The sequence below is a fragment of the Streptomyces orinoci genome (genome assembly GCF_003121295.1).
In the GTDB taxonomy this organism is placed as follows: domain Bacteria; phylum Actinomycetota; class Actinomycetes; order Streptomycetales; family Streptomycetaceae; genus Streptomyces; species Streptomyces orinoci.
The window spans coordinates 697,358-721,755 of sequence record NZ_PHNC01000029.1; the positions used below are offsets into that span (position 1 = coordinate 697,358).

Genomic DNA, 24,398 nt, shown 5'->3' on the forward strand with positions numbered 1-24,398 from the left:
CTCACTGACCTAGGGATACCGGCTGACCTGGAGATACCGGCGACGTGCGGCGGCCTGCCTGTCGTACTCCGCCCGCGCCGCCAGGGCCGCCGGGCGGGTCGCGGTACGGGCGACGGGCACATCCCACCACGCCTGGGCGGGCGGCGCGCCCGACACTGTGTCGGCCGTTTCGGTCTCCACATGGACACACACGGGGCCGTCGGCGGTACGGGCCGTCTGAAGCGCCTCGGCCAGCTCGGCGGTGGTACGGGCCCGCAGCACCCGTACGCCCAGCGAGGCGGCGTTGGCGGCCAGGTCCACCGGGAGCGGGTCGCCGGTGTACGAACCGTCGGGGGCCCGGTAGCGGTAGGCGGTGGCGAAGCCCTCGGCGCCGACCGAGGCGGACAGCCCGCCGATCGAGGCATAGCCATGGTTCTGCACCAGGACCACCCTGACCGGGATGTTCTCCTGGACGGCGGTGACCAGTTCGGTGGGCATCATCAGATAGGTGCCGTCCCCGACCAGGGCCCAGACGGTACGGCCGGAGGCCAGCCGGACCCCCAGCGCGGCCGGGATCTCATAGCCCATACAGGAGTAGCCGTACTCCACGTGGTAGTCGCCGGTGCCATGCGAGGGCCAGAAGCGGTGCAGATCGCCGGGGAGCGAACCGGCCGCGTTGATCACCACATCCTCCGCCCCCACCACCCGGCGGAGCGCGCCCAGCACCTGCAACTGGGTGGGCCGGTCCGCCGGGCGCCCCGGGGCCAGGACGCGTTCGGTGATCCGGCGCCACTCATGGCGGCCCCGGGTGTACTCCCGCTCGTAGTCATCCGGCACCCGGTAGCCGGTCAACTCCGCGCGCAGCGCCTGGAGTCCGGCGCGGGCGTCACCGGTGAGGGCCAGGGCGGAGAGCTTATGGGCGTCGAAGGAGGCAATGTTGAGGTTGACAAAGCGGACGTCGGGATCGGCGAAGAGGGTGGCCGAGGCGGTGGTGAAGTCGGTGTAGCGGGTGCCGACGCCGATCACCAGGTCGGCGGTGCGGGCGAGTTGACCGGCCACCGCCGTGCCGGTGTGGCCGATGCCGCCCAGGTCCATGGGCAGTTGGTGGTCCACCGCGCCCTTGCCGGACTGGGTGGTGGCCAGCGGGATACCGGTGGCCAGGGCGAAGGCGGACAGTTCCGCCTCGGCCCCGCTGTGCCGTACGCCTCCGCCGACGACCAGCAGCGGGCGGCGCGCGGCCCGTACCGCCCGTACCGCCTCGGCCACGGCATCCGGGTCCGGCACCGGGCGGCGCACCGGCCAGACCCGGTCGGCGAGGAACTCCTCGGGCCAGTCGAAGTCCTCGGCCTGGACGTCCTGGGGCAGGGCCAGGGTGACCGCGCCGGTCTCGGCCGGGTCCGCCAGCACCCGCATGGCCTCCAGGGCGGCCGGGATCAGCGCCTCGGGGCGGGTGATCCGGTCGAAGTAGCGGGAGACCGGGCGCAGACAGTCATTGACCGAGACATCGCCCGCGCCGGGCCGCTGGAGCTGCTGGAGCACCGGATCGGCGGGGCGGGTGGCGAAGGTGTCGCCGGGCAGCAGCAGCACCGGCAGGTGGTTGATGGTGGCCAGCGCGGCACCGGTGACCAGATTGGTGGCGCCCGGTCCGATGGAGGTGGTCACCGCCTGCGCCGAGAGCCGCCCGCACTCGCGGGCGTAGCCCACCGCCGCATGCACCATGGCCTGTTCATTGCGGCCCTGGTGGAAGGGCATGGCCTGCTGCCCGGTCTCCAGCAGGGCCTGGCCGATGCCGGCCACATTGCCATGGCCGAAGATGCCCCAGCAGCCGGCGATCAGACGCCGGCGCCGCCCGTCCCGCTCGCTGTACTGGTGAGCCAGGAACTCCACCAGTGCCTGGGCGACGGTGAGCCGCCGGGCCGGCCGTGGGGTCATCGGGGATCTCCTGCCGGGTAGAGCGGAAGCCGGGGGTCCACCGGCTGATCGGGCCAACTGTCGCGGATCCAGGCGTGCTCGGGATGGTCCCGGATAAGCCAGCGGCGTTCGGCGCCGGGACCGGCCATGACATTGAGGTAGTACATATCGTGTCCGGGGGCGGCGATGGAGGGCCCATGCCAGCCGTCCGGGATCAGTACGGCATCGCCGGTACGGACCTCGGCCAGCACATCGGTACGGTGGTCCGGCCCGGAGGGGGTCACCCGCTGATAGCCCAGGCCGGGCGTGCCATGCGCCTCGGAGATCTCGTAGTAATAGATCTCCTCCAGCGCGGACTCCTCGCCCGGGTGTTCCTCGTCGTGCTTGTGCGGGGGGTACGAGGACCAGTTGCCGCCCGGGGTGAGCACCTCCACCGCGATCAGCCGGTCACACTCGAAAGTGTCCGCGGCGGCGAAGTTGTTGACCTGTCGGGAGCAGGGTCCGCTGCCGCGGAGCTCTACGGGGATGCCGCTTGCGGGGCGGTAACGGGCGGCCAGTCTCCGTTCACAGCGGGCGCCGGGGAGGGCGAAGCGGCCGCCGTGGGCGGTGGTGAGGGTGAGCTGCGCGTCGCGTGGGGCGTAGGCGAAGTCGGTGGTGGCCGTGAAGGGGCTTGCCCGCCCGTGGAGTTCAAAGGTTTGGCCGTCGATGGCGACGGTACAGGCGCCGCGGAGCGGCAGCACGATCCATTCGCTGTCGGCGGTGGGGAGGGTGTGGGTTCCGCCCGGGGGCAGTTCGAGGACGGTGAGGGAGGTGTGGGTCCAACCGGCCCCTTGGGGGGTGATGTTGAGGCGGTGCGGGGCGGGGTTCCCCCGGAGGTGGTGTTTGATGACGGTCACGATGTCGTCTCCTGTGAGTGCTGTTGGGGGCGCCCCGTCAGGGGCGCGGGGAACTGCGCGACCAGCCACCGGCGGCCCGCACCCGGCAATGAAACGGCGTCTGCCCATATCCCCCGTCGTCCGGCCGCAGGCCGAGTGTGGCTGTTCGCGCCCACGCGGCGGAGCCGCATAACCGGCAAGGCCCCGCGCCCCTGAGGGGGCACCCTCATAGCAGCGCCACCGCCCGATCCACCGCACCCACCACATCCCCGTCCGCGGGGTACAGCAGAGCCCGTCCCGCCACCAGCCCCCGAACCCCCGGCAGCCGCAGGCCCATTCGCCAGCCCTCGTACACATCCGTCCCCTCGTCCCCGCCCAGCAGCACCACCGGCAGGGTCGTCGCCCGCAGTGCGCGTTCCAGGTCGGCGGGGTCCTCGGTGACCGGCACCTTCAGCCAGGTGTAGGCGGAGCTGGCGCCCAGCCCGGAGGCGATGGCCAGCGAGGTGGCCACGGCCCGGCCGCTCAGATCGGTGCGCAGCCGTCCCCCCGAACCCCTGCACAGGAAAGGCTCGATGAACAGCGGCAGCCGCCGGGCGGCCATCGCGTCCACCGTCCGGGCGGCGGACTCCAGGGTCCGCAGCGAACCGGCGTCCTGGTAGTCCAGGCGCAGCAGCAGCTTGCCCGCGTCAAAGCCGCGCCGGGCCAGGTCCTCGGCGCCCGGGCCGGTGAAGCGGTCGTCCAGTTCGAAGGAGGCGCCCAGCAGGCCGCCGCGGTTCATCGAGCCCATCACCACCTTGTGGTCCAGGGCGCCGAGCAGCAGCAGATCGTCCAGGATGTCCGCCCCGGCCAGCACCCCGTCCACACCGGGGCGGGTCAGGGCCAGGCAGAGGCGTTCCAGCAGATCGGCCCGGTCGGCCATCACCGGGCCCCGGCCGCCCACCTCCAGGGCGCCGCGCGCCGGGTGGTCGGCGGCGATGATCAGCAGCCGGCCGCTGTCGCCGAGCAGGGGGCGCCGGGGCCGCCGGGCGGCGGCCTCCGCGATGGCCTCGGGATGGCGGCTGCGGACGGTGGTGAGGTCGGCGATGGTGATGCTCATGGGCGCTGCCCGGCCAGCAGGGCCTCGATCTCCGCGGGCCGCGGCATCGCGGAGGAGCAGGCGAGCCGGGAGGCGACCAGCGCGCCCGCGGCATTGGCATAGCGGATCACCTCGGTCAACTCCCAGCCCGCCAGCAGGCCGTGGCAGAGTGCCCCGCCGAAGGCGTCGCCCGCGCCCAGTCCATTGAGCACCTCCACCTCGACCGGTGGCACCTCGGCAACGGTCCCGTCCCGGTGGACGGCCAGTACGCCCTTGGGCCCCTGCTTGACCACCGCCAGTTCGACCCCGGCGGCCAGCAGGGCCTCGGCGGCGGCCCGTGGTTCGCGCTCTCCGGTGGCCACTTCACATTCGTCCGCGTTGCCCACCGCCACGGTTGCCCGGGCCAGCGCCGCCGCGTAGTGCGGCCGGGCGGCGGCCATGGCGTCATGGCCGGTGCTGCCGCCGTCCGAGGAGGCGCCGCCCGCGCCGCCCCAGAACACCGGCCGCCAGTCCAGGTCGAAGACGGTGCGGGAGCGCCGGCCGCGGGCCCGGAGCGCGGCCAGGGTGGCGGTGCGGCTGGGTTCCTCGCACAGGCCGGTTCCGGTCATCCAGAACACCCCGGCGGATGCGATGGCGTCCAGGTCCAGATCACCGGGGTCCAGGTGCAGGTCGGGGGCCTTGGGGCGGCGGTAGAAGTAGATGGGGAAGTCATCGGGCGGGAAGATCTCGCAGAAGGTGAGCGGCGTGGGATATCCCTCCACCGGGGTCACCCAGCGGTCGTCCACCCCGAAGCCGCGCAGCGCCCGGTGCAGGAACTCGCCGAAGGGGTCGGCCCCAGTGCGGCTGACCAGTGCGGTGCGGCGGCCCAGCCGGGCGGCGGCCACGGCCACATTGGCGGCGGACCCGCCGAGGAACCGGCCGAAGGTCTCCACCTCGGCCAGCGGCACCCCGGCCCGCAGGGGGTAGAGGTCCACACCGAGACGGCCCATGGTGATCACGTCATACGGTCCGGCAGGCGGCTCGCTCATGGCTCAGGTCTAACGGCGCCCGCTCAAGCCTGTCAAGGAATTGTCCTTACATATAGACGTGTTGGGCATCCGGCATGACGTTACGTCCGTATGTCCTGTCGAAGTCTTGACACCCTCTCGCTCCGGGCCGGAGTCTGGGGTCAGCCCGTCCCGGCGACAGAAGGGCCACCCGCCGTATGGACTCCGCCCGCAGGGAATCAGCCAGCAGGGAATCGGCCCCCACCGCCCCCCTGGACCGCATCCGGATCGGCTCGGCGCCCGACTCCTGGGGTGTCTGGTTCGCCCAGGACCCGCTGCAAGTGCCCTGGCCCCGCTTTCTGGACGAGGTGTCCCAGGCCGGGTACGAGTGGATCGAGCTCGGCCCCTACGGGTATCTCCCCACCGATCCGGGCCGGTTGCGCGAGGAGACCGCCCGGCGGGGGCTGCGGGTGTCCGCGGGCACGGTGTTCACCGCGCTGCACCGGGGGCCCGCGGTATGGGAGGAGACCTGGGCGCAGGTGTCCCAAGTGGCGGCTCTGGCACAGGAGATGGGCGCCGGGCACCTGGTGGTCATCCCCTCCTTCTGGCGGGACGACCGCACCGCCGAGCCCATCGAGGACCGGGAGCTGACCGCCGCCCAGTGGCGCGACCTGGCCACCGGAATGGAGCGGCTGGGTCATGAGGTGCGGGAGCGCTATGGGCTGCGGATCGCGGTCCATCCCCATGCCGACACCCATATCGACACCGAGGAACATGTCCGGCGCTTCCTGGACGCCACCGATCCCCGGCTGGTCAACCTCTGCCTGGACACCGGGCATTACGCCTACTGCGGCGGGGACAGCGTCCGGCTGATCGAAACCTATGGCGAACGGATCGGCTACCTCCACCTCAAACAGGTGGATCCGGCCGTACTGGCCGAGGTCACCGCGCGGGGCACTCCCTTCGGCCCGGCGGTGCGCCAGGGTGTGATGTGCGAACCACCACTGGGCGTACCGGCGTTGGAGCCGGTGCTCCAGGCCGCCCAGCGGCTGGACGCCGATCTCTTCGCCATCGTCGAACAGGACATGTACCCCTGCCCGCCGGACCGCCCACTGCCCATCGCCCGCCGCACCCGCGCCTTTCTGCGCTCCTGCGGGGCGTGACCGAGGAGAACGGCTGACCCCATGACGCTGCGCATCGCCCTGCTGGGCGCGGGCCGCATCGGCTCGTTCCACGCCCGGACCCTCAGCCGGATGCCCGAGGTGGCCGAACTGCTGGTCGCCGACGCCGACCCGGCCCGGGCCGAGGCACTGGCCGGGCAGACCGGGGGCCGGGCGGCCGGCGAGGTGGGCCGGGCGCTGGAATCGGGGGTGGACGCGGTGGTGATCGCCACCGCCACCGCCGCCCATGCCGAGCTGATCGGCCGGGCGGCCGCCGCCGGGCTGCCGGTCTTCTGCGAGAAGCCCATCGCGGTGGACCTGCCGGGCACCGTCCGCGCCCTGCGCCAGGTGGCCGCGGCCGGCACCCTGCTGCAGATCGGCTTCCAGCGCCGCTTCGACGCCGGCTACCTGGCCGCCCGGGAGGCGCTGCGCTCCGGCCGGCTGGGGCGGGTGCACACCATCCGGACGGTCACCTCCGACCCCGCTCCCCCGCCCGCCGAGTTCCTGCCGCTGTCCGGCGGGCTGTTCCGGGACTGCATGGTGCATGACTTCGACGCGGTGCGCTGGCTGACCGGACGGGAGGTGACCGAGGTCTACGCCCGGGGTTCGGCCGGCGGCGCCCCCTGCTTCCGGGAGACCGGCGATGTGGACACCGCCACCGCCCTGCTCACCCTGGACGACGGCACCCTGGTCGGCGCCACCGCCACCCGGTACAACGGCGCCGGCTATGACGTACGTACCGAGCTGTGCGGCGAGCGGGACCAATGGGTGGTGGGGCTGGACGACCGTACGCCGGTCACCTCCGCCGAGCCGGGCGGCCCGGGCGCGCCCCGGCGGCCCTGGACCGGCTTCCTGGAGCGGTTCGCGGGGGCGTACCGGGCGGAACTGGCCGCCTTTGTCAGCGCCGTGCACGGCGCGCGGAACAGCCCGTGCCCCGGCGACGAGGGCCTGCGTGCCCTGCTGGTCGCCGAGGCCTGTGAGCTGTCCCGGCGGGAGAACCGGCCGGTCAGTACGGCGGAGGTGGCCGGGCGGGCGGGGCTGGGCTGACCGCGGGCCCTGACAGCGCGTCACCCGCCGGTTACGGTCGTCACATTCGGGCGAGCCTTCTGTCACAGCCGATCGACAGCCCGTTCCGGGGTGCGGGCCCCGTCGTTCAGCCGGGCCAGGGTGCTGATCAAGAAGGCCGCGCCGCAGTCCCCCCGCCGGACCCCCTCCGGAGCTGCGGCGCAGCGGAGAGGCGCGAGAGATGACCGACCGTCGACTCTGGTCCTACCGGGAGATCGCAGCGCATATCGGGGTACAGACCGACACCGTGCGCTCCTATCGCAAGCATGGCCTGCTGCCCCTTCCGGACCTCACCGAAGGCGGAAAGCCCTACTGGTTCGCCGACACCATCCGGCTCTGGGTGGCCCAGCGTCCCGGCAACCGCCCCCGCCGCAGGGTCTGACACCGCGGCCGCCCACCCCCTGGGGAATACCCCCAGGGGGTATATTGTTGTTGACGCAGCCACGGCCGGAACGGCCACCGACCCCCCAAGGAGCACCGGCATGACTTCCCAGACCAACTCCGCCACCACCGTCGTCTACCGGGTGACCGGAATGACCTGTGGCCACTGCGAGGGCGCCGTCAACAGCGAGATCTCCGCCATCGAGGGCGTCACCTCGGTCAAGGCCGACGCCGCCGGCGGCAAGGTCACCGTCACCGCCACCGGCCCGCTGGACGACGAGGCCATCCGGGCCGCCGTGGACAAGGCGGGCTACGAACTGGCCGGGCGCGCCTGATCCCGGCGGCCGGTGCCGCGCGCCCCGCACCGCGCGTCCCAGTACCGCCTTAACTGAGCCCTGATTTCCCCATCAGGGCTCTTGCCCTTTTACGCCCCTTTTGCAAAGAGACCTAGATCACAACCATTTAGGGGTAACCATTCCGGCCGGCGATTGGTCTAACCAGGCAGTGCTGGACCGTCTTGGGGGACGGTCGGGCCACGCGTGGCCGGGGCACGTACCCGGGGAGCTTTGAGCGGCCCTCCCGTAAGTACGCGTCCCGGCAGATGCGTGCCACCGCTCGACTCCCGGGCGGATCCCGTGGGGGGAATCCGAGCCGGGCGGAAAGCGCCCCATGCCGACCCGTGGGGGGATCGGACATGGGGCGCTTTTCATTTGATGCCGACTACACAGACTTACCCGCCCTTTACTCGCATGTCCGCGGAAAAGCCGGACGCCCCGGGCCCGCCTTCGGAGGAAGGCCGGCCCGGGGCGTCCTGCCAGGGCGTTCGCCGGGTCAGCGCTGTTCGACAGGCACGAAGTCGCGCTCCACCACGCCGGTGTAGATCTGCCGCGGACGGCCGATCCGGGAGCCGGGCTCCTTGATCATCTCGTGCCACTGGGCGATCCAGCCGGGGAGCCGGCCGAGCGCGAAGAGCACGGTGAACATCTCGGTGGGGAAGCCCATGGCCCGGTAGATCAGGCCGGTGTAGAAGTCCACATTGGGGTAGAGGTTGCGCGAGACGAAGTAGTCGTCGCTCAGCGCGTGCTCCTCCAGCTTGAGCGCGATGTCCAGCAGCTCGTCGGACTTGCCGAGGGCGGAGAGGACATCGTGCGCCGCGGCCTTGATGATCTTGGCGCGCGGGTCGAAGCTCTTGTAGACGCGGTGCCCGAAGCCCATCAGGCGGACACCGTCCTCCTTGTTCTTCACCTTGCGGATGAAGGAGTCCACATCACCGCCGGAAGCGGCGATGGACTCCAGCATCTCCAGCACCGCCTGGTTGGCGCCGCCGTGCAGCGGGCCCCACAGGGCGTTGATGCCGGCCGAGATGGAGGCGAACAGGTTGGCCTGCGAGGAGCCCACCAGGCGCACCGTGGAGGTGGAGCAGTTCTGCTCATGGTCGGCGTGCAGGATCAGCAGCTTGTCCAGGGCGCTGACCACCACCGGGTCCAGCTCGAACTCGGCGGCGGGCACCGAGAAGGTCATCCGCAGGAAGTTCTCGACATAGCCGAGGTCGTTACGCGGGTAGACCACCGGGTGGCCGATGGACTTCTTGTAGGCGTAGGCCGCGATGGTGGGCAGCTTGGCCAGCAGCCGGATCGTCGAGAGGTTGCGCTGCTTCTCGTCGAAGGGGTTGTGGCTGTCCTGGTAGAAGGTGGACAGCGCGCTGACCACGGAGGACAGCATCGCCATCGGGTGGGCGTCCCGCGGGAAGCCGTCGTAGAACCGTTTGACGTCCTCGTGCAGCAGGGTGTGCCGAGTGATCTCGCCCTGGAAACGCGACAGCTCCTCGGCGGTGGGCAGCTCGCCGTTGATCAGCAGGTACGCGGTCTCGATGAAGGTGCTGCGCTCGGCCAGCTGCTCGATCGGGTAGCCGCGGTAGCGCAGAATGCCCTGCTCACCATCGAGGTAGGTGATGGCGGACTTATAGGCGGCGGTGTTGCCGTAACCGGAGTCCAGGGTCACCAGACCGGTCTGGGCACGCAGCTTGCCGATATCGAAGCCCTTGTCGCCGACGGTGCTGTCGACCACCGGGTAGGTGTATTCGCCGTCCCCGTAACGCACTACTACAGAGTTGTCGCTCACGTCATCCCTCACCGACGTTGTGCCTCTTCTTTGAGGTGCCCTGACTACCCCTACCTTCCCCCATTTGGCCGATGAACGTGCACTCGGGGTCGGCCATAGGGCCTAAGGGCGGCACTCAGTGCCGCCAACCTGGCCATACTGCCCCCTTCGTCCGGATTGGTAAACCGTTCAGAGACGAACAACACCTCCGGCCCCCAGCCGGTGATCGAGGGCCGTGCAGCGCCGGCCCGAGCCGACCGTACGCACCGCCTGCCCCAGGGCCCGCCGGGAGCCCACCAGCACCACCAGTCGTTTTGCCCTGGTTACCGCCGTATAGAGCAGATTGCGCTGGAGCATGGTCCAGGCGCTGGTGGTGACCGGGATCACCACCGCCGGATACTCGCTGCCCTGGGAGCGGTGGATGGTCATGGCGTAGGCATGGGCCAGCTCGTCCAGTTCACCGAAGTCATAGGGCACTTCCTCGTCTTCGTCGGTATGGACGGTCAGCCGCTGCTCCACCGGGTCCAGGGCGGTGACCACGCCGACGGTGCCGTTGAAGACCCCATTGGCGCCCTTTTCATAGTTGTTGCGGATCTGGGTGACCTTGTCGCCCACCCGGAACACCCGGCCGCCGAACCGCCGTTCCACGGTGTCCGGGCGGGCGGGCGTGATGACCTGCTGAAGCAGACCGTTGAGGTTCCCGGCGCCGGCCGGGCCCCGGTGCATGGGGGCCAGCACCTGGACGTCCCGGCGCGGATCCAGGCCGAACCTGGCGGGGATCCGCCGGGCGGCCACATCCACCGTGAGCCGGGCCGCCTCCTCGGTGTCCTCCTCGGCGAACAGAAAGAAGTCGGCCAGCCCCGAAGTGATCGGCGGCTGGCCGGAGTTGATCCGGTGGGCGTTGGTCACCACTCCCGACTGCTGCGCCTGCCGGAAGATCCGGGTGAGCCGGACCGCCGGGACCGGGCCGCCCGGGGCCAGCAGATCGCGCAGCACCTCCCCCGCGCCCACCGAGGGGAGTTGGTCCACATCACCCACCAGCAGCAGATGAGCACCCGGCGGCACCGCCTTGACCAGCTTGTTGGCCAGCAGCAGATCCAGCATGGATGCCTCGTCCACCACCACCAGGTCGGCGTCCAGCGGGCGGTCCCGGTCATAGGCGGCGTCACCGCCCGGCTTGAGCTCCAACAGCCGGTGCACGGTGGAGGCTTCGGCCCCGGTGAGCTCGGCCAGGCGTTTGGCGGCGCGGCCGGTGGGCGCGGCCAGCACCACCTTGGCCTGCTTGGCCCGCGCCAGCTCCACCACCGAGCGCACCGTGAAGGACTTGCCGCAGCCGGGGCCGCCGGTGAGCACCGCCACCCTGCTGGTCAGGGCCAGTTGGACGGCCTGCTGTTGCTCGGGCGCCAGCTCGGCGCCGGTGCGCGCCGCCAGCCAGGCCAGCGCCTTGCCCCAGTTGACGTCCGTGAAGGCGGCCAGCCTGTCCTCGGCGGCGTTCAGCAGTCTGGACAGCTGCCCGGCCAGGGAGAGTTCGGCCCGGTGGAAGGGGACCAGATAGACGGCGGTGACCGGCTGCCCGTCCTCCGGACCGGGCACGGTCTCCCGCACCACCCCCTCGGGGTCGGCGGCCAGTTCGTCCAGGCACTCGATGACCAGCCCGGTGTCCACCTGGAGCAGCTTGACCCCGTCCGCGATCAGCCGTTCCTCGGGCAGAAAGCAGTGGCCCTGGTCGGTGGACTGGGAAAGGGCGTACTGCAGACCGGCCTTGACCCGCTCCGGGCTGTCATGCGGAATGCCCACGGACTGGGCGATGCGGTCGGCGGTCAGAAAGCCGATGCCCCAGACATCGGCGGCCAGCCGGTAGGGCTGGTTGCGGACCACGGAGATGGAGGCGTCACCGTACTTCTTGTAGATGCGCACCGCGATGGAGGTGGAGACGCCCACGCCCTGAAGGAAGACCATCACCTCCTTGATGGCCTTCTGCTCCTCCCAGGCGGCGCCGATCAGCTTGGTCCGCTTGGGGCCCAGCCCGGGGACCTCGATCAGGCGCTCCGGCTGCTTCTCGATGATCTCCAGCGTCTCGGTGCCGAAGTGCTCGGTGATGCGGTCGGCGATACGCGGGCCGATGCCCTTGATCAGGCCGGAGCCCAGATAGCGGCGGATGCCCTGGATGGTGGCGGGCAGCACGGTGGTGTAGTTCTCCACCGTGAACTGGCGGCCGTACTGCGGATGGGAGCCCCAGCGGCCCTCCAGGCGCAGCGACTCGCCCGGCTGGGCGCCGAGCAGCGAGCCGACCACCGTGAGGAGGTCGCCACCGCCACGGCCGGTGTCCACCCGGGCGACGGTGTAGCCGTTCTCCTCGTTGGCATAGGTGATCCGCTCCAGAACCCCTTCGACGACCGCCAGTTGAACCATGCTCCGACGGTACAGCGGGGGTCCGACAGCGCCGCGGGCCATCCGGAATTCGAGGGGCCCGGTCCCCGACCGAGCCCCTCGTTCCCCCCGCCGGCCTCCCCCATATCCCCCCGGATGTACTCCCCCCGGGAAGCCGGATGCCAGATACGACCCGTGGGAGCTGCGCGGGGTTGCAGCCAATTCGAAGCGTTATCAATCCGTTACCGCTGGTGGTGGCCGCCCCGCCTGCCGCCCGGGAAGCCGTTGACCATGAAACTGGCCTTCTCCACCCTCGGTGTCCCCGGTCTGCCCGTCCCCGATGTACTGCGGCTCGCCACCACCCATGGCTATGCGGGGGTGGAACTGCGCGCGCACCCGGAGGAACCGGTGCACCCCGGTTCCCCGCCCGGGGTGCGGGCGGAGACGGTTCGGCGGTTCGCCGACGCGGGAGTGCTTCCGCTGTCCGTGGCCGGGTACGCCAGGGTGGCGGCGCCCGGACCGGACGAGCCGGTGCTGGCCCAGCTGGCCGAGCTGATCCGGCTCGCCGCCGACCTGGGGGCGCCCTACGCCCGGGTCTTCCCCGGCGGCGGCGACCAGCCGGCCGGGGAGGCCGACGCCCTGGCCGCGCGGCGGCTGGGCACGGCGGCTCCGCTGGCCGCCGACGCGGGCGTACGGCTGCTGCTGGAGACCCATGACTCCCACCGCCGGGCCGAGGATGTGGAACGGGTGCTGGGGCTGGTGGGACACCGCCAGGTGGGGGCGCTCTGGGACGTCCTGCACACCTGGCTGGGCGGCGAGGCACCGGAGACCAGTGTTCCGGCACTGTCGCCCTATCTGGGCTATGTCCAGGTGAAGGATGTCGTCTCGGCCGATGATCTGACGCCCATGCCGCCGGGGAAGGGCGTACTGCCGCTGGGCGCCTGTGTGGCCGCGCTCTGCCGGGCCGGCTGGGACGGGTGGCTGTGCTGGGAGTACGAGCAGCGGTGGTACCCGGGGGCGACGCCGTTCACCCAAGTCGCCGACGCGGGACGGGAGTTCCTGGGACGGCTGGCGGCGGGCTAGTTCCGTGCCCGCCCCCGGCGGCGGCAGCAGCCGCCGTTCCGGCCAGAATGGGGCACAACTGGCCGGCATTGGGGAGGGAATGGTGTGGGGACGTCGGAGCCGCTGATCACCCTGGATCGGGAAAGTGCCGTTCCGTTGCAGCGGCAGGTGTGCGAGCAGTTCACCGCGCTGATACGGGCCGGCCGGCTGCGGCCGGGCGAGACGGTGCCCGCCTCCCGGGAACTGGCCGGGCAGTTGGGGGTCTCACGCACAGTCGTGCTGCGGGCGTACGAGCTGTTGCGGGCACATGGGGTGCTCACCGCCAAGCGGGGATCCGGCACCCGGATCGCATTGAGCGTCGAAGGCGTCGGCGCCACCGAGCCTGCCTGCCGGACACCCCTGGCACCGCAGCCGCCCCGGCCGACCGATGCGGGGCACGCCCTGTGGCAGCCCTGGGAGCCGCCGCCTGTGTACGAGCAGGGCGACCTGCTGGACTTCCGGCACGGTACCCCTGCTTTGAACGAGTTCCCGGTGGCCCGGTGGCGGCAGTCACTGACCGAGGCCTACGCCAAAGCCGGTGCGACGGCCCTGGGTTACGGCCCCGCCGAGGGGGCGGCCGCGCTGCGCACTGAGATCGCGGCGCTGGTGCGGCGCAGCCGGGCGCTCGCCGTCCCGCCCGACCAAGTGCTGGTGACCGCAGGTGCGACCCAGGCCATCGACATCCTGGTGCGGCTGCTGGTGCGGCCCGGTGACGTGGTGGTGATCGAGGACCCCAGCCATACGGTGCTGCGCCAGATCTTCGGCTTCTCGGAGGCGGCCGTGGTGCCGGTGCCCGTGGACGAGGAGGGGCTGCGGGTCGCGGAGATCGACGAGCGGGTGCGGGCCCAGGGTCTCCAACCGGAGCGGGTGCGGCTGGTGTTCGTCACTCCCTCCCATCAGTTCCCCACCGGCGTTGTGATGAGCCAGAACCGGCGGCGTGCCCTGGTGGCCTGGGCCCAGCGGCGCGGAGTGACGGTGCTGGAGGACGACTACCACAATGAGTTCGCTTTCTCCGGGGAACGACTGCCGGCACTGGCCGCCGATCCGCACGGCGGCACCGTGGTCTATGTAGGCACCTTCAGCAAGACGCTGTTCCCGGCGCTGCGCATCGGGTACGCCGTGCTGCCACGGCAGTTGGTGCGGCCGTTCCTGGGCCTCAAATGGATCACCGACCGGCTGTCCCCGACCGTCGAGCAGGAGGCGCTCGCGGAGTTCATCGCCTCGGGTGCCTACGCCCGGCACATCGCCCGCACCACCCGGCTCTATCGCCAGCGCAGGCGCCGGCTGCTGGAGGAGCTCTATGGACGGTTCGGTGCCGGGGTACGCATTTCCGGGGCGGCGGCCGGGCTGCATGTCCTGGTTACGCTGTCGGCGGCGGCCGGAGCCGACGAGACGGAGATCGCCCGGCGCGCCACGGCCCGGGGCGTCCGGGTCTATCCGGCCTCCGGCTACTACGTGCTCCGGCCACCGGAGGAACCGTCCTTCCTGATGGGGTACGCGGCGCTGCCGGCCGCCCGGATCACCGCAGGGGTGGAGCTCCTGGCGGAAGCGGTACAGGAGGTGAAGCGGGCATCCCGGCGGTGAAGCGAGGGCGACGGAAGCGGGCCCGCTGGGCGAAGGCCACCGTGCAGTCGAAGACCGCCTTGGCGGTGCGGCCCTCTGCGGAGAGGGCCGGAGAGCAGGCAGGTGACTGGCTGGGGTCCAGCGGGAAGCCCTCCCGGTCGGGCAGTACCAGCAGGTCGTGGTCGGCCTGGAGCCGGGTCGTCATCGCCCACCACAGGTCCGCTTCGGACTCCGGGTCGACATCCGCGTCCACGGCCACCACCAGCTTGGCCATCCGGAATTCCTCCAGCACCGTGGCACAGGCTTCGGGGACCAACGCGTCCTCGGCAGGAGACCGTTTCTCCTCCCACTGCACCACCACCATCAGCTGGCCGCCGCCGGCCGTGGGGCAGTGCACCGCCCGTACCGGGGCGCCCAGCCGACGCAGCCGGCCCAGGACCGCGGCCTCCATGCCGAATCCAAGCAGCACCGACTGCTCATACCCAGGCCCGGATACGGCCTGCAGCACGGCGCCGGAGCGGGCATGGATCCCGGTGATCCGGACCACCGGCAACAAGGGGTGTGCCCGCCCCTGGTAGCCGAGGAACTCCGGGGTGGCATGGGGACCGTCCGGGTTCTCCGGCATCCGGTCCGCCAGCAGCTCGCCCTCCAGCACGAGTTCGGCATGGGCGATGTACTCGCCCGCGACGGTGCGGCACGGCAGCAGTTCCACCGGGCCGCCGCCCAAGGCTCCGGCCACCGCCAGTTCGTCCAGTCCGGGAGGGACCAGGGCGGATGGGCAGCAGGAGGAGAGCAACACGGCGGGGCCCAGGCCAAGGTGGATGGCGACCGGCAGCGTACGACCACGGCGTATCGCCGCCCGGTGGGCGGCGTCCAGGTCACGGCCCGGCACCATCCAAATGGTCAGCAGGTCGGGGCCTCGGACGCACATCCGGTGAATGGACAGGTTACGCACCCCGGTGTCCGGGTCGGTGGCCAGGACTGCACCCAGGGTGAGATAGGGCCCGGCGTCTTCCTCCGTGAGCACGGGGATGGGCAATTGCCCGAGGTCCACCGGGCGCGGGCTGCGGTCCCAGGGCGCGGCGTCCCAAACCCGGACCGGCGGCAGCGGGGCCGCCACCGCCTCCAGCAGCCGGTGCGACATCTCAGCCGGGGTAAGCCCGAGCAGGGCGGCGGCCCGGGCCCGCGTCCCATAGAGCCCCATCAACACCGCTCCGGGCTTCCCCGACGGTGGCCGGACCCGTTCGAAGAGGACGGCGGGGCCCGGCCCGGTGGGCGGCGGGGCGGGGGTACCGGCCCACCGAGCGTAACGGGAGGAGACCCCAAAGCGAGCCGGGACCTCCTCCCGCACCCGAACCAGCTCGCCGGGCAGCGAGTCCAGCCCGGCGAGCGCGGTGCGGAGATCGGCGAACCGACGACGGGTCATGGCGCCTGGTCCAGAGCGCCCGACCGTCGCCGCTCCGCCAGCCGCTCCAACTGGAGCCGGGTCAGCTCCTCGATGAGGGTGCGATAGGTCGCCTCGACGATGTCGGGCGGCATGCCGTTCTGCTCGGCGAGGCCCCGGACCTTGGCGATGACCTGCTCGACCCGGTCGCGTGAACGGACCGTCTCCTCGTCCCGTTTGAGCTCCGTCAGGGTGCGCACCACCCGGGTGCGCTCGGCGAGGAGCGCTACTATCTTCCGGTCCAACTCATCAATGGCCAGCCGGAATTCATCGAGCCGAGCGCTCGAGGACGTCATCAGGACACCTGCCGGTCGATCACATAGACCAGCGTCGGCTCACCATCCGCGCCCTGCGACCGATGGCGTTCACCGTCCGGAATGACAAATCCCATGCCTGGCCTGCAGGGTACCGAACGGTCATCGAAGTGAATGGTGAACTCACCGCCCAGCACATAGCCCTGATGCCCACGCAGGCACCATTCCTCCTCATTGAAACCGGCCGGGAGTTCCATCAGGCGAACGCGCAGTCCCTGGGTGTAGGCGATCTTCACCCGGCCCTCGGCGCCGGGCTTGGCCCACTTCTCCCAGGGAACGGCGTCGAAGTCCACGCCGACCAGGGTGGGTGTGTCGGTGGTCATGTCTCTCCTATACACGGGAGCGGATAACGCGTTCATTGCGGTCGTCCAGCGGAAGTACGGGCTCTCCGGTGATGTCCTCGTACTTCCTGAGCAGCCGGATCATGCCGAGCATCCGGTGGATCATGCGGTCCAGCGCGTCCAGGCCCTCGGCGTCGTGCAGCCCGGGAGTGCCGAGGGTGTTGCGCAGCAGGACGGGAAAACCGCTGCCCACCAGGATCATGCGGTTGAGCAGCAGGTTGTCGACAACCTGGTTGTGCACCGAGGAATCGCTGTAGCGTCGGCCGGTGACGATGATGCCGCCGACCTTGTTGGCGAGCGGCCGGTCGAACCGCAGGTGGCCCACCCCCGCCCGCTCGATGAAGATCTGCATCAGGTGGGCGAGGCCGAAACCGTGCACGGGCACCGCGTAAACAATGCCGTCGGCACGCTTCATCTCCTCCACGATTTCCGCCACATCGTCCTGCTGGACGCAGGGCGCCAGCCGGGAATTGCAGTCACCGCATGGGCCGCAGGGCACAATGCGGTGGTCACGCAGCTGAATCGTGCGCAATTCACCACCGAGGGCGCGTATCAGTGACCCCGTGTGGCCGAGGGCGAGATCGGTATTACCCCCGGCGCGTTCGGAACCGTTGATGCCCACGATCAACGGGCCAGTCGTCATCGGTTTCCCCCTTGATACCGACGTCAGTTATGCAGTTTTCCGGCGAAGTAGTCGATATATGCCTGCATATCAAAGTGGCCGTGCCCGGAGAGGGTGAAGAGGATGACGCGCTCCGCACCGGCTTCCCTGGCCGCCAGGGCCTCGTCGATGGCAACACGCACCGCGTGGGTGGATTCGGGCGCCGGCACGATGCCCTCGTTGCGCGCGAAGGTCACACCCGCCTCGAAGCAGTCAAGTTGGGGCACCGCGCGGGCCTCCAGCAGGTCCGCCTCCCGCAGAGCACTGATGATCGGCGACATGCCGTGGTAGCGCAGCCCGCCCGCGTGGATGCTGGGCGGCACAAAGTCATGGCCGAGGGTGTGCATCTTGGCCAGCGGGGTGAGCCCTGCGGTGTCACCGAAGTCGTAGTCGTAAGTGCCCTTGGTCAGGGTGGGGCAGGAGGACGGCTCGACCGCGACCGTGCGCACCGCTCGGCCGCCGCCCAGCTGTTCACGCAGGAAGGGCAGAGCAAGGCCGCCGAGGTTGGAGCCACCGCCCGCCGCGCCGATCACCACATCCGGGTAGTCGTCGGCCAACTCCATTTGGAGCAAGGCCTCCTGGCCGATGATGGTCTGGTGCATCAGCACATGGTTGAGGACCGACCCGAGGGCGTACTTGGCCTTGCCCTCACTGGCCAACGCGGCCTCGACCGCTTCCGAGATGGCCAGCCCGAGGCTGCCGGTGGCCTCCGGGTCGGCGGCCAGGACGGCGCGTCCTGCTTCGGTGCGCTCACTCGGACTGGCGGTGACGGAAGCGCCGAAGGTCTCCATCAGCCCGCGCCGGTAGGGCTTCTGCTGATAGCTGACCTTCACCATGTAGACCTCGCATTCGAGGCCGAAGTAGGAACAGGCCAGGGCCAGGGAGCTGCCCCACTGGCCAGCACCGGTCTCTGTGGTGAGCCTGGTGATGCCCGCCATCTTGTTGAAGTACGCCTGTGGAACGGCGGTGTTGGGCTTGTGGCTGCCCGCCGGACTGACCCCCTCGTACTTGAAGTAGATACGGGCGGGAGTCCGCAGCGCCTGCTCCAGGCGCCGCGCCCGGATCAGGGGCGAGGGACGCCACTGGCGGTAGATGTCCAGGACCTCGCCCGGGATGTCCACTTCCCGCTCGGTGGTGAGCTCCTGGGCTATCAGCCCCGGGGGGAACAACGGTTCCAAGTCGGCTTCGTTGACCGGCTCCTTGGTGCCGGGGTGCAACAGCGGCGGTACCCCGTTGGGCAGGTCCGGGACCACGTTGTACCAGGTGGTGGGGATGCGGTCCTCGGGGAGAAGAAACTTCGTCCGGTTCATGTCTGCTTTCCGCTTGCGGGAGTTCCGGATGTCGGGATCGGTTGGGGCTGCGCGGCGCCGGGGGCGGCATCGGATGTCGTCCGGATGCGCAGCAGGGCGAAGGCGGCCATGCCCACGATGGGGGTGGCCAGCATGGTGAAGAAGACGGAGCGGTGGCCGTGAGCTTGCCACAGGACGCCGAGACCGGCCGGCACCAGCAGTCGGGCAAGCCCCAGGACGAATCCATTGAGCGCCATATAACCGCCCACTCGCTGCTCCGGGACATGGTCGGCGATATAGGTGGGCACCACCACGGAGACCACGATCTCGCCCAGCGTCCACACCACCGTGGACAGCAGAATGGCGGGGAGCGAGAACACAACGGCAGGAATGGCGAGTCCCAGCGTCCACAGCAGTCCGGCGAACAGCAGCAGGACCTTGGTGGAATAGGCGGTGATCCGCTTTTCCACCAACAAGCCGAGGCCCACCACGACCGCGCTGTTGATGGTGTAGACGACACCGACGAGGCCCGCCGAACGATCCAGGACATCGGTGACGGCGAGCGGCAGGGTGTACTCCAGGCCGATCAGCGGCGCCACATAGAAGAACGAGACCAGTACCACCAGCAGCACATGGCCATGTTCCAGGCGCCGTCGGCCGGTCCGGGGCGTGGTCCGGCCGACGGCGGTCAGGGCGGTCCGTTCCCCGTCCGGCACCCAGGCGACGATCAGCGCCGCGCACACCAGCCCGGCCAGGATGTTGCCGGCGAACATCACCGAGTACGAGTAGGCGGCGGCCACCCCGCCGAGCAGCGGGCCGATGCCCATGCCCAGGTTGTTGCCGATGTAGTTGACGGTGTAGGCGAAGGGCCGCTGCTCCGGGCTTGTGAGGTCGGCGATAAGCGTGTTGGCGGCGGGAGAGAACATGCCCATGCCCACCATGGCGACGAAGAGCAGCGCCGAGTAGGTCCAGGGCGGTCCGTCCAGAGTGGCCAGACCCAGGTATCCCCCGGCGTTGAGCAGCAGGGCGGAAATCAGCGCCGGGCGCCTGCCGCGCCGGTCACAGTAGGGCCCACTGAGCAGACTGCCGGCCAGCAGGCCGGTACTACCGACCGAGATCAGCAGACCAGCCTCCCCGGTACCCAGCCCTTTGCCGCGCACCAGGTAGACGGCGAGCAGGGGGAAGACGAACATCCCCGCTCGGTTGACAAAGGCCACGAGAAACAACACTCTCAGCGCTGACGGGAGTTCGGCGAACCGCTCCCGGAACCGGGTCAGCCGCATATCCGCCTCAGCCCCGTGCCGTCCGGACTTGGAACGCGTCCCGGACGGTCTTGAACCGGGCGCGCACATCATCAAAGTCCGTGCCCTGACAGACGTACCAGCCCAGGACATCGTTGGAGCGGGTCGGTGGGGCCAGCACATCGCCGACGCTCTTCCAGACGTCCGCGTCCAGCACGCCTTCCAGTGCCATGAGTTCCTGCGGGGTGGTGATCTCCGTGATCCGTCCGTACCGGGCGGATCCCAGGTACTCGGTGCCGATCTCGGGGCCGAGGCGGGCTGCCGGGCGGTGGCCTGGGTCCAGTTCCAGCCGGCACCACTCACCGGCCAGGTTGATGCCCCGGCCGGCCTCGATCGCCGGGACGATGGAGCCGCCACCCGCCCGGGCGCCGGTCTCCCCGAACACCACCTCGCCCGCTTCGGACACGAAGAACTCGCTGTGCGAGACGCCGGTGCGCATCCCGAAGCCCCGCAACACCGTGGCGTTCAGCTCCAGAATCCGGCGCTCCGGCGCGGAGAGACCGTACTTGCGGGAGACCGTCCCGCCCGGCTCGTCGAGGTACTCGAGAACGGAGTAGGTGTAGCGGGAGAGTTGCTCGAAAACGATCTCACCGTTCTGCAGCAGCGAGTCCACGTGATATTCCACGCCACTGATGAACTCCTCCACCCGGTACTCATGGCGGTCGTCGCCCATTTCCCGCCAGACACGCCTGAGTTGCTCCCCATCGTCCACCCGGTAGGTGTTACCGCAGGCCCACCCCGCATAGGGCTTGATTACGACCGGGTAGCCGACCTCGGCCGCGAACTCGGTCACAGCACCCAGGGTGTCCGGGCGCACCGAGCGCGCCACCCGGATACCGAGTTCCTCGGCCCTGCGGTGCATCACGTTCTTGTCCCGGAAGTTGAGCGCTTCGTCGGGGGTGAGCCCGGGGATGTTGTGGTCCCGGCGGCAGCGGGCGGCGGGCAGCACATCACCCTCGAAGAGCGGGAAAATCCGCTCGATCCGATGGCGCGCACAGATCTCCGTGACCATTGCCCGCACGGCAGCGGTGTTGTCCAAGTCGGCGTGATAGCACGTCCATTGACGCGCTTCGGGCGCTTCCTCCCCTGCCGGAAGCAACAGGACGGGCTGGACGCCCAGCTCGGTGGCGGCCTCGGTCACCGCCCGCAGTTGTGCCGCGTAACGGCCGGCCGACGGCCGGTAGACGACCAGGATGGAACGGTTCATCGGTGTCTCCTCAAGGTCAGCGGCGAGATCAGCGGCTCAGCGCGGAGGCCGCGAAGGGCCGCCCGGAGCGAGCCGCGCGGTCGAGTACCACCGGGCCCAGGACCTCCCCGGTGTGCTCCTTCAGCGCCGCGGTCAGCCTGGCGAGCGCCGCGTCGACCGCCGCAGTGCCGTCCTGGTGCACGGCCTCCACCGTGATCAGCAGTCGGCGGCGCCCGGGGACAGTCTTGATCAAATCGCTCTGCCGCCAGTTCCACCGGCGAGAGTGGGCCCGGCCCTGCCCGTCCGCGTAGACCACCTCTCCCGGATCCGGGTGCTCCGGGGCACCGGGGGCGCCGAGCGGGAGGTAAACCTCACTGCCGTCCGACGGGCGGACTGTCAACCGGCCGGGTTCGCGATCCCTTCCTGTGACGGTGCCGATGTCGCAGGAGGCGATGGGCAGCCGGGTGGCGAGCGACACCGCGTTGCACAGATCGACCATGGAGTTGATGCGCGGGAGCCGGTCGCCCTTGGCGACCCGGCGCAGCAGGGATTCGACCGCGCAGGGGAAGCGGCTGGGATTGACGCCAAAGGCTCGGTATGCCTCCCGCCAGGCCGCGACTGCCGGCAGGGCGGCGATCTCCGCCCTGCCGGGCGACTCCCGGTGCAGCGCGCCCTCCGCCTCGGTGAGCAACGCGTCCACGGCGCCGGAAAAGCGGGTGACCTCGATCTCCGGCAAGGCGATAAGGCCGAGCACATAGCCGGGAACACGGGTGACGATGCGTTCATCGATGGTGACGGTGAGGGAATCCATGGGGGCCCTTCGTGCGGGTGTCGTCGTCCCGACGGTACGGAGCCGGGCGGGGGCGGGATGTGGCCAATTCCTGGAAGTCGGAGAAGGCCACTTTCCGCGCTGAGGCCTGGTTGACGGCCTCTGGCCGACCGCCGGTGCGCCGGTCCGGCCCGCTCCGCTCAGGCAGCGGAGGTGGCGGCCGGACTCCGCACGGACCCCAGGAAGTTCTCGAAGAGCCGCATTCCCCCCTCCGTCGTCACACTTTCCGGGTGGAACTGAACGCCCTCCACGGGCAGGGTGCGGTGGCGTACGCCCATCACATGGCCGTCGTCGAGGGAAGTGGCGGTCACCGTCAGCGCCTGGGGGACCGGGGTGTCCACGACCAGCGAGTGATAGCGGGTGACGGTCAGCGGCTCCGCCGCGCCGGTGAACACCCCCCGGCCGTCGTGCCGTACGGCGCTGGTCTTCCCGTGCATAAGGGTGCGGGCAACGGTGATCAGGCCGCCATAGGCAAGGCCGATCGCCTGGTGCCCCAGACAGACGCCAAGCAGCGGCACCCGCCCGGCGAACGCATGCACCAGCTCGACATGCCCGGAGTCGGCCGGGTGGCCAGGCCCCGGCCCGAGCACCACCGCATCCGGCCGGGTGGCCAGTAGTTCCCCGGCCTCGCGGGTATGGGAGCGAACCACCTCCGTCTCGGCGCCCAGGGCGAGCAGGTACTGGTCGATGATGTGGCTGAAACTGTCGTACGCGTCGACGAGCAGCACCTTCATGGCAGCAGTTCCTCTCCGGTCAGCGCCCAGTACGGGGCGCTCATCTTGGCCAGCGTCTCCCGCCACTCCGCGGCGGGCTGGGAGTCGGCCACCACGCCCGCCGACGCCTGGGTGGTATAGCGCCGTCCGTCATGGACGGCCGTGCGGATGCACAGGGCCAGCACCGCGAAACCCCGGACGTCCACCAGGCCGAGGGCCCCGGCGTAGATGCCCCGGGAGTCGCCCTCCATCTCGTTGATGATTTCCATGGCGCGGATCTTGGGAGCGCCGGTCATGGTGCCCGCCGGGAAGGTCGCCTGGATCACGTCCCACACGTCCGTACCGGGGTTGAGCTCGCCGGAGACCGTGGACACCAAATGGTGGACGTAGGCGAAGGGTTCGACGTCCATCATGGTGTCCACCGACAGGCTGCGTGGCTTGCATACCCGCCCGATGTCATTGCGGCACAGGTCCACCAACATCACATGCTCGGCCTGCTCCTTGGCGCTGGTGCGCAACTCGGTCACCCGCCGGCCATCCTCAGCGGGGTCGGTGGCACGGGCCACGGTGCCGGCAATGGGACGCATCACGATACGGCCGCCCTCGACCCGGACGAACAGCTCGGGGCTGGCGCCGATGACCGTACGCCCGGCCCAGGGAGCCAGGTACATATAGGGAGAGGGGCTGCGGTACCGCAGTCGGCGGTACACCTGGGTGGGCGTCAAGTCCGTCTCAACCTCGATGCGATGGCCGATCTGGATCTGGTAGCTGTCACCCACGCCGATGTGATCGAGACAGCGCCGCACCCTGTCGGCGAAAGTGGCCTCGTCCACGGTGTCCCGGACCGACCGCGGCCGCCGGGCCGCGGGGAGCGGTTCCGGCTCCTGCGGCCCTGTGGGGGCAGGGGAGGCCACCACTGCGGGAATCCGTTCGTCACCAGGCGGGAACTCCGCCGCATACGCGCCCAGATGACGTACCACTCCGGTACGCAGGTCGTACCAGAGGGTGTGCCGGAACAGGGTGAGCGTGCAGCGGGGGAGCTCCGACTCGGCTCGGCCGGGCGGCAGTTTCTCGATCTCCCAGGCGGCCTCGTAGGACAGTGCGGTGAGGAAGCCGAAGGCGAAGGCGGACTCGCTCACGTCGGTGTCGACCTCGAAGGCCGCCTGGAACGCGGCGAGCAGCCGCCAGACCTCTCCCTGGCCACCCACCCGCCACAACCGCACGGCGCCCCGCCGTGCGGACGGATAGCCGCACACCATGGACACCCGGGCGCCCAGCGCCTCGCCCAGCCCATCCGGCGCGCTGAGCTCCACGCGGTCGGCGAAGACCCGCAATTCCGCAAGTCTGCCCCAGCCGATAGTGGCCGAGTTCCGGTCCCGGGTCGGCCCGTCGAGGCTCTCCAGCAGGTAGACGTCATCCAGTGCCCGGTCCCGGACCAGGGCCTCGTGCACCAGAAGCGGATTGCTCGACGGCAGCTCGGTGGAGACCACTCGGACCCGGATGGGTCCCGAACGGCGGTCCGCCTCCGAGGCCGGCACATTCGATTTTGTCAGCACAGACATGGCAGAGCCTTTCCGGTCCCCCCTGGACCACTCGCATCTATGGGTGGCCCCGGACGCCCGGACAGCGACCGTGCGTTTCCGCATACGGTCGCCAATGTCCTTGCTCGCGGCTCCGGTTCGAACCGGACCCGCCACCCCCGTGTCATTCGCCATGCGGACGCTCTTCGTCCGCTGTGACGGTCAACTCGCCAC

Annotated in this window: 22 protein-coding genes; 6 read left to right on the forward strand and 16 right to left on the reverse strand. The window is 70.3% G+C overall.

Features of this window, described 5'->3' with window-relative positions:
- Positions 1-9: 9 nt before the first annotated feature.
- The 4 genes from iolD to iolC form a co-directional block, all read right to left on the reverse strand.
- Positions 10-1,911: a 3D-(3,5/4)-trihydroxycyclohexane-1,2-dione acylhydrolase (decyclizing) gene (iolD, locus tag CV755_RS17945; RefSeq protein ID WP_109281230.1), complete on the reverse strand. Its 1,902-nt coding sequence runs from the start codon at positions 1,909-1,911 to the stop codon at positions 10-12.
- On the reverse strand, positions 1,908-2,777 hold the full coding sequence (gene iolB / locus CV755_RS17950; protein ID WP_422070580.1) for a 5-deoxy-glucuronate isomerase: 870 nt from the start codon (positions 2,775-2,777) through the stop codon (positions 1,908-1,910). The genes iolD and iolB overlap by 4 nt, the downstream gene beginning before the upstream one ends.
- A 214-nt stretch (positions 2,778-2,991) precedes the next feature.
- Positions 2,992-3,861, reverse strand: coding sequence for a Cgl0159 family (beta/alpha)8-fold protein (locus CV755_RS17955; RefSeq protein ID WP_109281232.1), 870 nt, complete (start codon positions 3,859-3,861; stop codon positions 2,992-2,994).
- The gene (iolC, locus tag CV755_RS17960) at positions 3,858-4,868 is read right to left on the reverse strand and encodes a 5-dehydro-2-deoxygluconokinase (protein ID WP_109281233.1); all 1,011 of its coding nucleotides are present in this window, start codon (positions 4,866-4,868) and stop codon (positions 3,858-3,860) included. The genes CV755_RS17955 and iolC overlap by 4 nt, the downstream gene beginning before the upstream one ends.
- A 176-nt stretch (positions 4,869-5,044) precedes the next feature.
- On the opposite strand from iolC, the gene CV755_RS17965 reads away from it, so the two are divergent.
- The 4 genes from CV755_RS17965 to CV755_RS17980 all read left to right on the forward strand — a co-directional run bounded on the left by CV755_RS17965 (position 5,045) and on the right by CV755_RS17980 (position 7,767).
- A complete protein-coding gene (locus tag CV755_RS17965; RefSeq protein ID WP_109281234.1) occupies positions 5,045-5,989 on the forward strand; it encodes a sugar phosphate isomerase/epimerase family protein in 945 nt (314 codons plus the stop codon).
- Positions 5,990-6,016: 27 nt separating this feature from the next.
- Positions 6,017-7,033 carry a Gfo/Idh/MocA family protein gene (locus CV755_RS17970; protein ID WP_193553450.1) on the forward strand — a complete coding sequence of 339 codons (1,017 nt, stop codon included), beginning with the start codon at positions 6,017-6,019 and terminating at the stop codon, positions 7,031-7,033.
- Between the two features lie 199 nt (positions 7,034-7,232).
- Complete coding sequence (locus tag CV755_RS17975; protein ID WP_109281236.1) at positions 7,233-7,433, forward strand: MerR family transcriptional regulator; 201 nt, start codon at positions 7,233-7,235, stop codon at positions 7,431-7,433.
- Between the two features lie 100 nt (positions 7,434-7,533).
- Complete coding sequence (locus tag CV755_RS17980; protein WP_109281237.1) at positions 7,534-7,767, forward strand: heavy-metal-associated domain-containing protein; 234 nt, start codon at positions 7,534-7,536, stop codon at positions 7,765-7,767.
- A gap of 496 nt (positions 7,768-8,263) precedes the next feature.
- On the opposite strand, the gene CV755_RS17985 is transcribed toward CV755_RS17980, so the two are convergent.
- Both CV755_RS17985 and recD2 read right to left on the reverse strand, forming a co-directional pair.
- Entirely contained in the window at positions 8,264-9,553 is a 1,290-nt protein-coding gene (locus tag CV755_RS17985; protein WP_109281238.1) for a citrate synthase, read from the reverse strand.
- Between the two features lie 168 nt (positions 9,554-9,721).
- Positions 9,722-11,944 carry an SF1B family DNA helicase RecD2 gene (gene recD2, locus CV755_RS17990; protein WP_109281239.1) on the reverse strand — a complete coding sequence of 741 codons (2,223 nt, stop codon included), beginning with the start codon at positions 11,942-11,944 and terminating at the stop codon, positions 9,722-9,724.
- Between the two features lie 249 nt (positions 11,945-12,193).
- On the opposite strand from recD2, the gene CV755_RS17995 reads away from it, so the two are divergent.
- Positions 12,194-12,985, forward strand: coding sequence for a sugar phosphate isomerase/epimerase family protein (locus CV755_RS17995; protein WP_109281240.1), 792 nt, complete (start codon positions 12,194-12,196; stop codon positions 12,983-12,985).
- Positions 12,986-13,069: 84 nt separating this feature from the next.
- Positions 13,070-14,587 carry a MocR-like pyridoxine biosynthesis transcription factor PdxR gene (gene pdxR, locus CV755_RS18000; RefSeq protein WP_109281241.1) on the forward strand — a complete coding sequence of 506 codons (1,518 nt, stop codon included), beginning with the start codon at positions 13,070-13,072 and terminating at the stop codon, positions 14,585-14,587.
- Here the strand turns inward: pdxR and CV755_RS18005 are convergent.
- The 10 genes from CV755_RS18005 to CV755_RS18050 all read right to left on the reverse strand — a co-directional run bounded on the left by CV755_RS18005 (position 14,523) and on the right by CV755_RS18050 (position 24,206).
- Complete coding sequence (locus CV755_RS18005; RefSeq protein WP_109281242.1) at positions 14,523-15,992, reverse strand: UbiD family decarboxylase; 1,470 nt, start codon at positions 15,990-15,992, stop codon at positions 14,523-14,525. The genes pdxR and CV755_RS18005 overlap by 65 nt on opposite strands.
- Positions 15,989-16,306, reverse strand: coding sequence for a chorismate mutase (locus CV755_RS18010; RefSeq protein WP_109281243.1), 318 nt, complete (start codon positions 16,304-16,306; stop codon positions 15,989-15,991). Before CV755_RS18010 ends, CV755_RS18005 begins: the two co-directional genes overlap by 4 nt.
- On the reverse strand, positions 16,306-16,647 hold the full coding sequence (locus tag CV755_RS18015; RefSeq protein WP_109281244.1) for a cupin domain-containing protein: 342 nt from the start codon (positions 16,645-16,647) through the stop codon (positions 16,306-16,308). The genes CV755_RS18010 and CV755_RS18015 overlap by 1 nt, the downstream gene beginning before the upstream one ends.
- A gap of 7 nt (positions 16,648-16,654) precedes the next feature.
- Positions 16,655-17,308 (reverse strand): flavodoxin family protein, encoded by a 654-nt coding sequence (locus tag CV755_RS18020; RefSeq protein WP_109281245.1) that lies wholly within the window; start codon positions 17,306-17,308, stop codon positions 16,655-16,657.
- Positions 17,309-17,331: 23 nt separating this feature from the next.
- Complete coding sequence (locus tag CV755_RS18025) at positions 17,332-18,636, reverse strand: TrpB-like pyridoxal phosphate-dependent enzyme (RefSeq protein WP_109281246.1); 1,305 nt, start codon at positions 18,634-18,636, stop codon at positions 17,332-17,334.
- On the reverse strand, positions 18,633-19,898 hold the full coding sequence (locus CV755_RS18030) for an MFS transporter (protein WP_109281247.1): 1,266 nt from the start codon (positions 19,896-19,898) through the stop codon (positions 18,633-18,635). Before CV755_RS18030 ends, CV755_RS18025 begins: the two co-directional genes overlap by 4 nt.
- 7 nt (positions 19,899-19,905) lie before the next feature.
- Positions 19,906-21,123: an ATP-grasp domain-containing protein gene (locus CV755_RS18035; RefSeq protein WP_109281248.1), complete on the reverse strand. Its 1,218-nt coding sequence runs from the start codon at positions 21,121-21,123 to the stop codon at positions 19,906-19,908.
- A 28-nt stretch (positions 21,124-21,151) separates the two neighbouring features.
- On the reverse strand, positions 21,152-21,913 hold the full coding sequence (locus tag CV755_RS18040; protein WP_109281249.1) for a B3/B4 domain-containing protein: 762 nt from the start codon (positions 21,911-21,913) through the stop codon (positions 21,152-21,154).
- A 158-nt stretch (positions 21,914-22,071) separates the two neighbouring features.
- Positions 22,072-22,665 (reverse strand): anthranilate synthase component II, encoded by a 594-nt coding sequence (locus tag CV755_RS18045; protein ID WP_109281250.1) that lies wholly within the window; start codon positions 22,663-22,665, stop codon positions 22,072-22,074.
- Entirely contained in the window at positions 22,662-24,206 is a 1,545-nt protein-coding gene (locus CV755_RS18050) for an anthranilate synthase component I family protein (protein WP_109281251.1), read from the reverse strand. Before CV755_RS18050 ends, CV755_RS18045 begins: the two co-directional genes overlap by 4 nt.
- Positions 24,207-24,398: the final 192 nt, after the last annotated feature.

Coding starts and splice junctions, on each gene's coding strand:
- iolD (WP_109281230.1), bottom strand. CDS start 1,911: ATGACCCCACGGCCGGCCCGGCGGCTCACCGTCGCCCAGGCACTGGTG.
- CV755_RS17955 (WP_109281232.1), bottom strand. CDS start 3,861: ATGAGCATCACCATCGCCGACCTCACCACCGTCCGCAGCCGCCATCCC.
- iolC (WP_109281233.1), bottom strand. CDS start 4,868: ATGAGCGAGCCGCCTGCCGGACCGTATGACGTGATCACCATGGGCCGT.
- CV755_RS17965 (WP_109281234.1), top strand. CDS start 5,045: ATGGACTCCGCCCGCAGGGAATCAGCCAGCAGGGAATCGGCCCCCACC.
- CV755_RS17975 (WP_109281236.1), top strand. CDS start 7,233: ATGACCGACCGTCGACTCTGGTCCTACCGGGAGATCGCAGCGCATATC.
- CV755_RS17980 (WP_109281237.1), top strand. CDS start 7,534: ATGACTTCCCAGACCAACTCCGCCACCACCGTCGTCTACCGGGTGACC.
- recD2 (WP_109281239.1), bottom strand. CDS start 11,944: ATGGTTCAACTGGCGGTCGTCGAAGGGGTTCTGGAGCGGATCACCTAT.
- CV755_RS17995 (WP_109281240.1), top strand. CDS start 12,194: ATGAAACTGGCCTTCTCCACCCTCGGTGTCCCCGGTCTGCCCGTCCCC.
- CV755_RS18005 (WP_109281242.1), bottom strand. CDS start 15,992: ATGACCCGTCGTCGGTTCGCCGATCTCCGCACCGCGCTCGCCGGGCTG.
- CV755_RS18010 (WP_109281243.1), bottom strand. CDS start 16,306: ATGACGTCCTCGAGCGCTCGGCTCGATGAATTCCGGCTGGCCATTGAT.
- CV755_RS18015 (WP_109281244.1), bottom strand. CDS start 16,647: ATGACCACCGACACACCCACCCTGGTCGGCGTGGACTTCGACGCCGTT.
- CV755_RS18020 (WP_109281245.1), bottom strand. CDS start 17,308: ATGACGACTGGCCCGTTGATCGTGGGCATCAACGGTTCCGAACGCGCC.
- CV755_RS18025 (WP_109281246.1), bottom strand. CDS start 18,636: ATGAACCGGACGAAGTTTCTTCTCCCCGAGGACCGCATCCCCACCACC.
- CV755_RS18030 (WP_109281247.1), bottom strand. CDS start 19,898: ATGCGGCTGACCCGGTTCCGGGAGCGGTTCGCCGAACTCCCGTCAGCG.
- CV755_RS18035 (WP_109281248.1), bottom strand. CDS start 21,123: ATGAACCGTTCCATCCTGGTCGTCTACCGGCCGTCGGCCGGCCGTTAC.
- CV755_RS18040 (WP_109281249.1), bottom strand. CDS start 21,913: ATGGATTCCCTCACCGTCACCATCGATGAACGCATCGTCACCCGTGTT.
- CV755_RS18045 (WP_109281250.1), bottom strand. CDS start 22,665: ATGAAGGTGCTGCTCGTCGACGCGTACGACAGTTTCAGCCACATCATC.
- CV755_RS18050 (WP_109281251.1), bottom strand. CDS start 24,206: ATGTCTGTGCTGACAAAATCGAATGTGCCGGCCTCGGAGGCGGACCGC.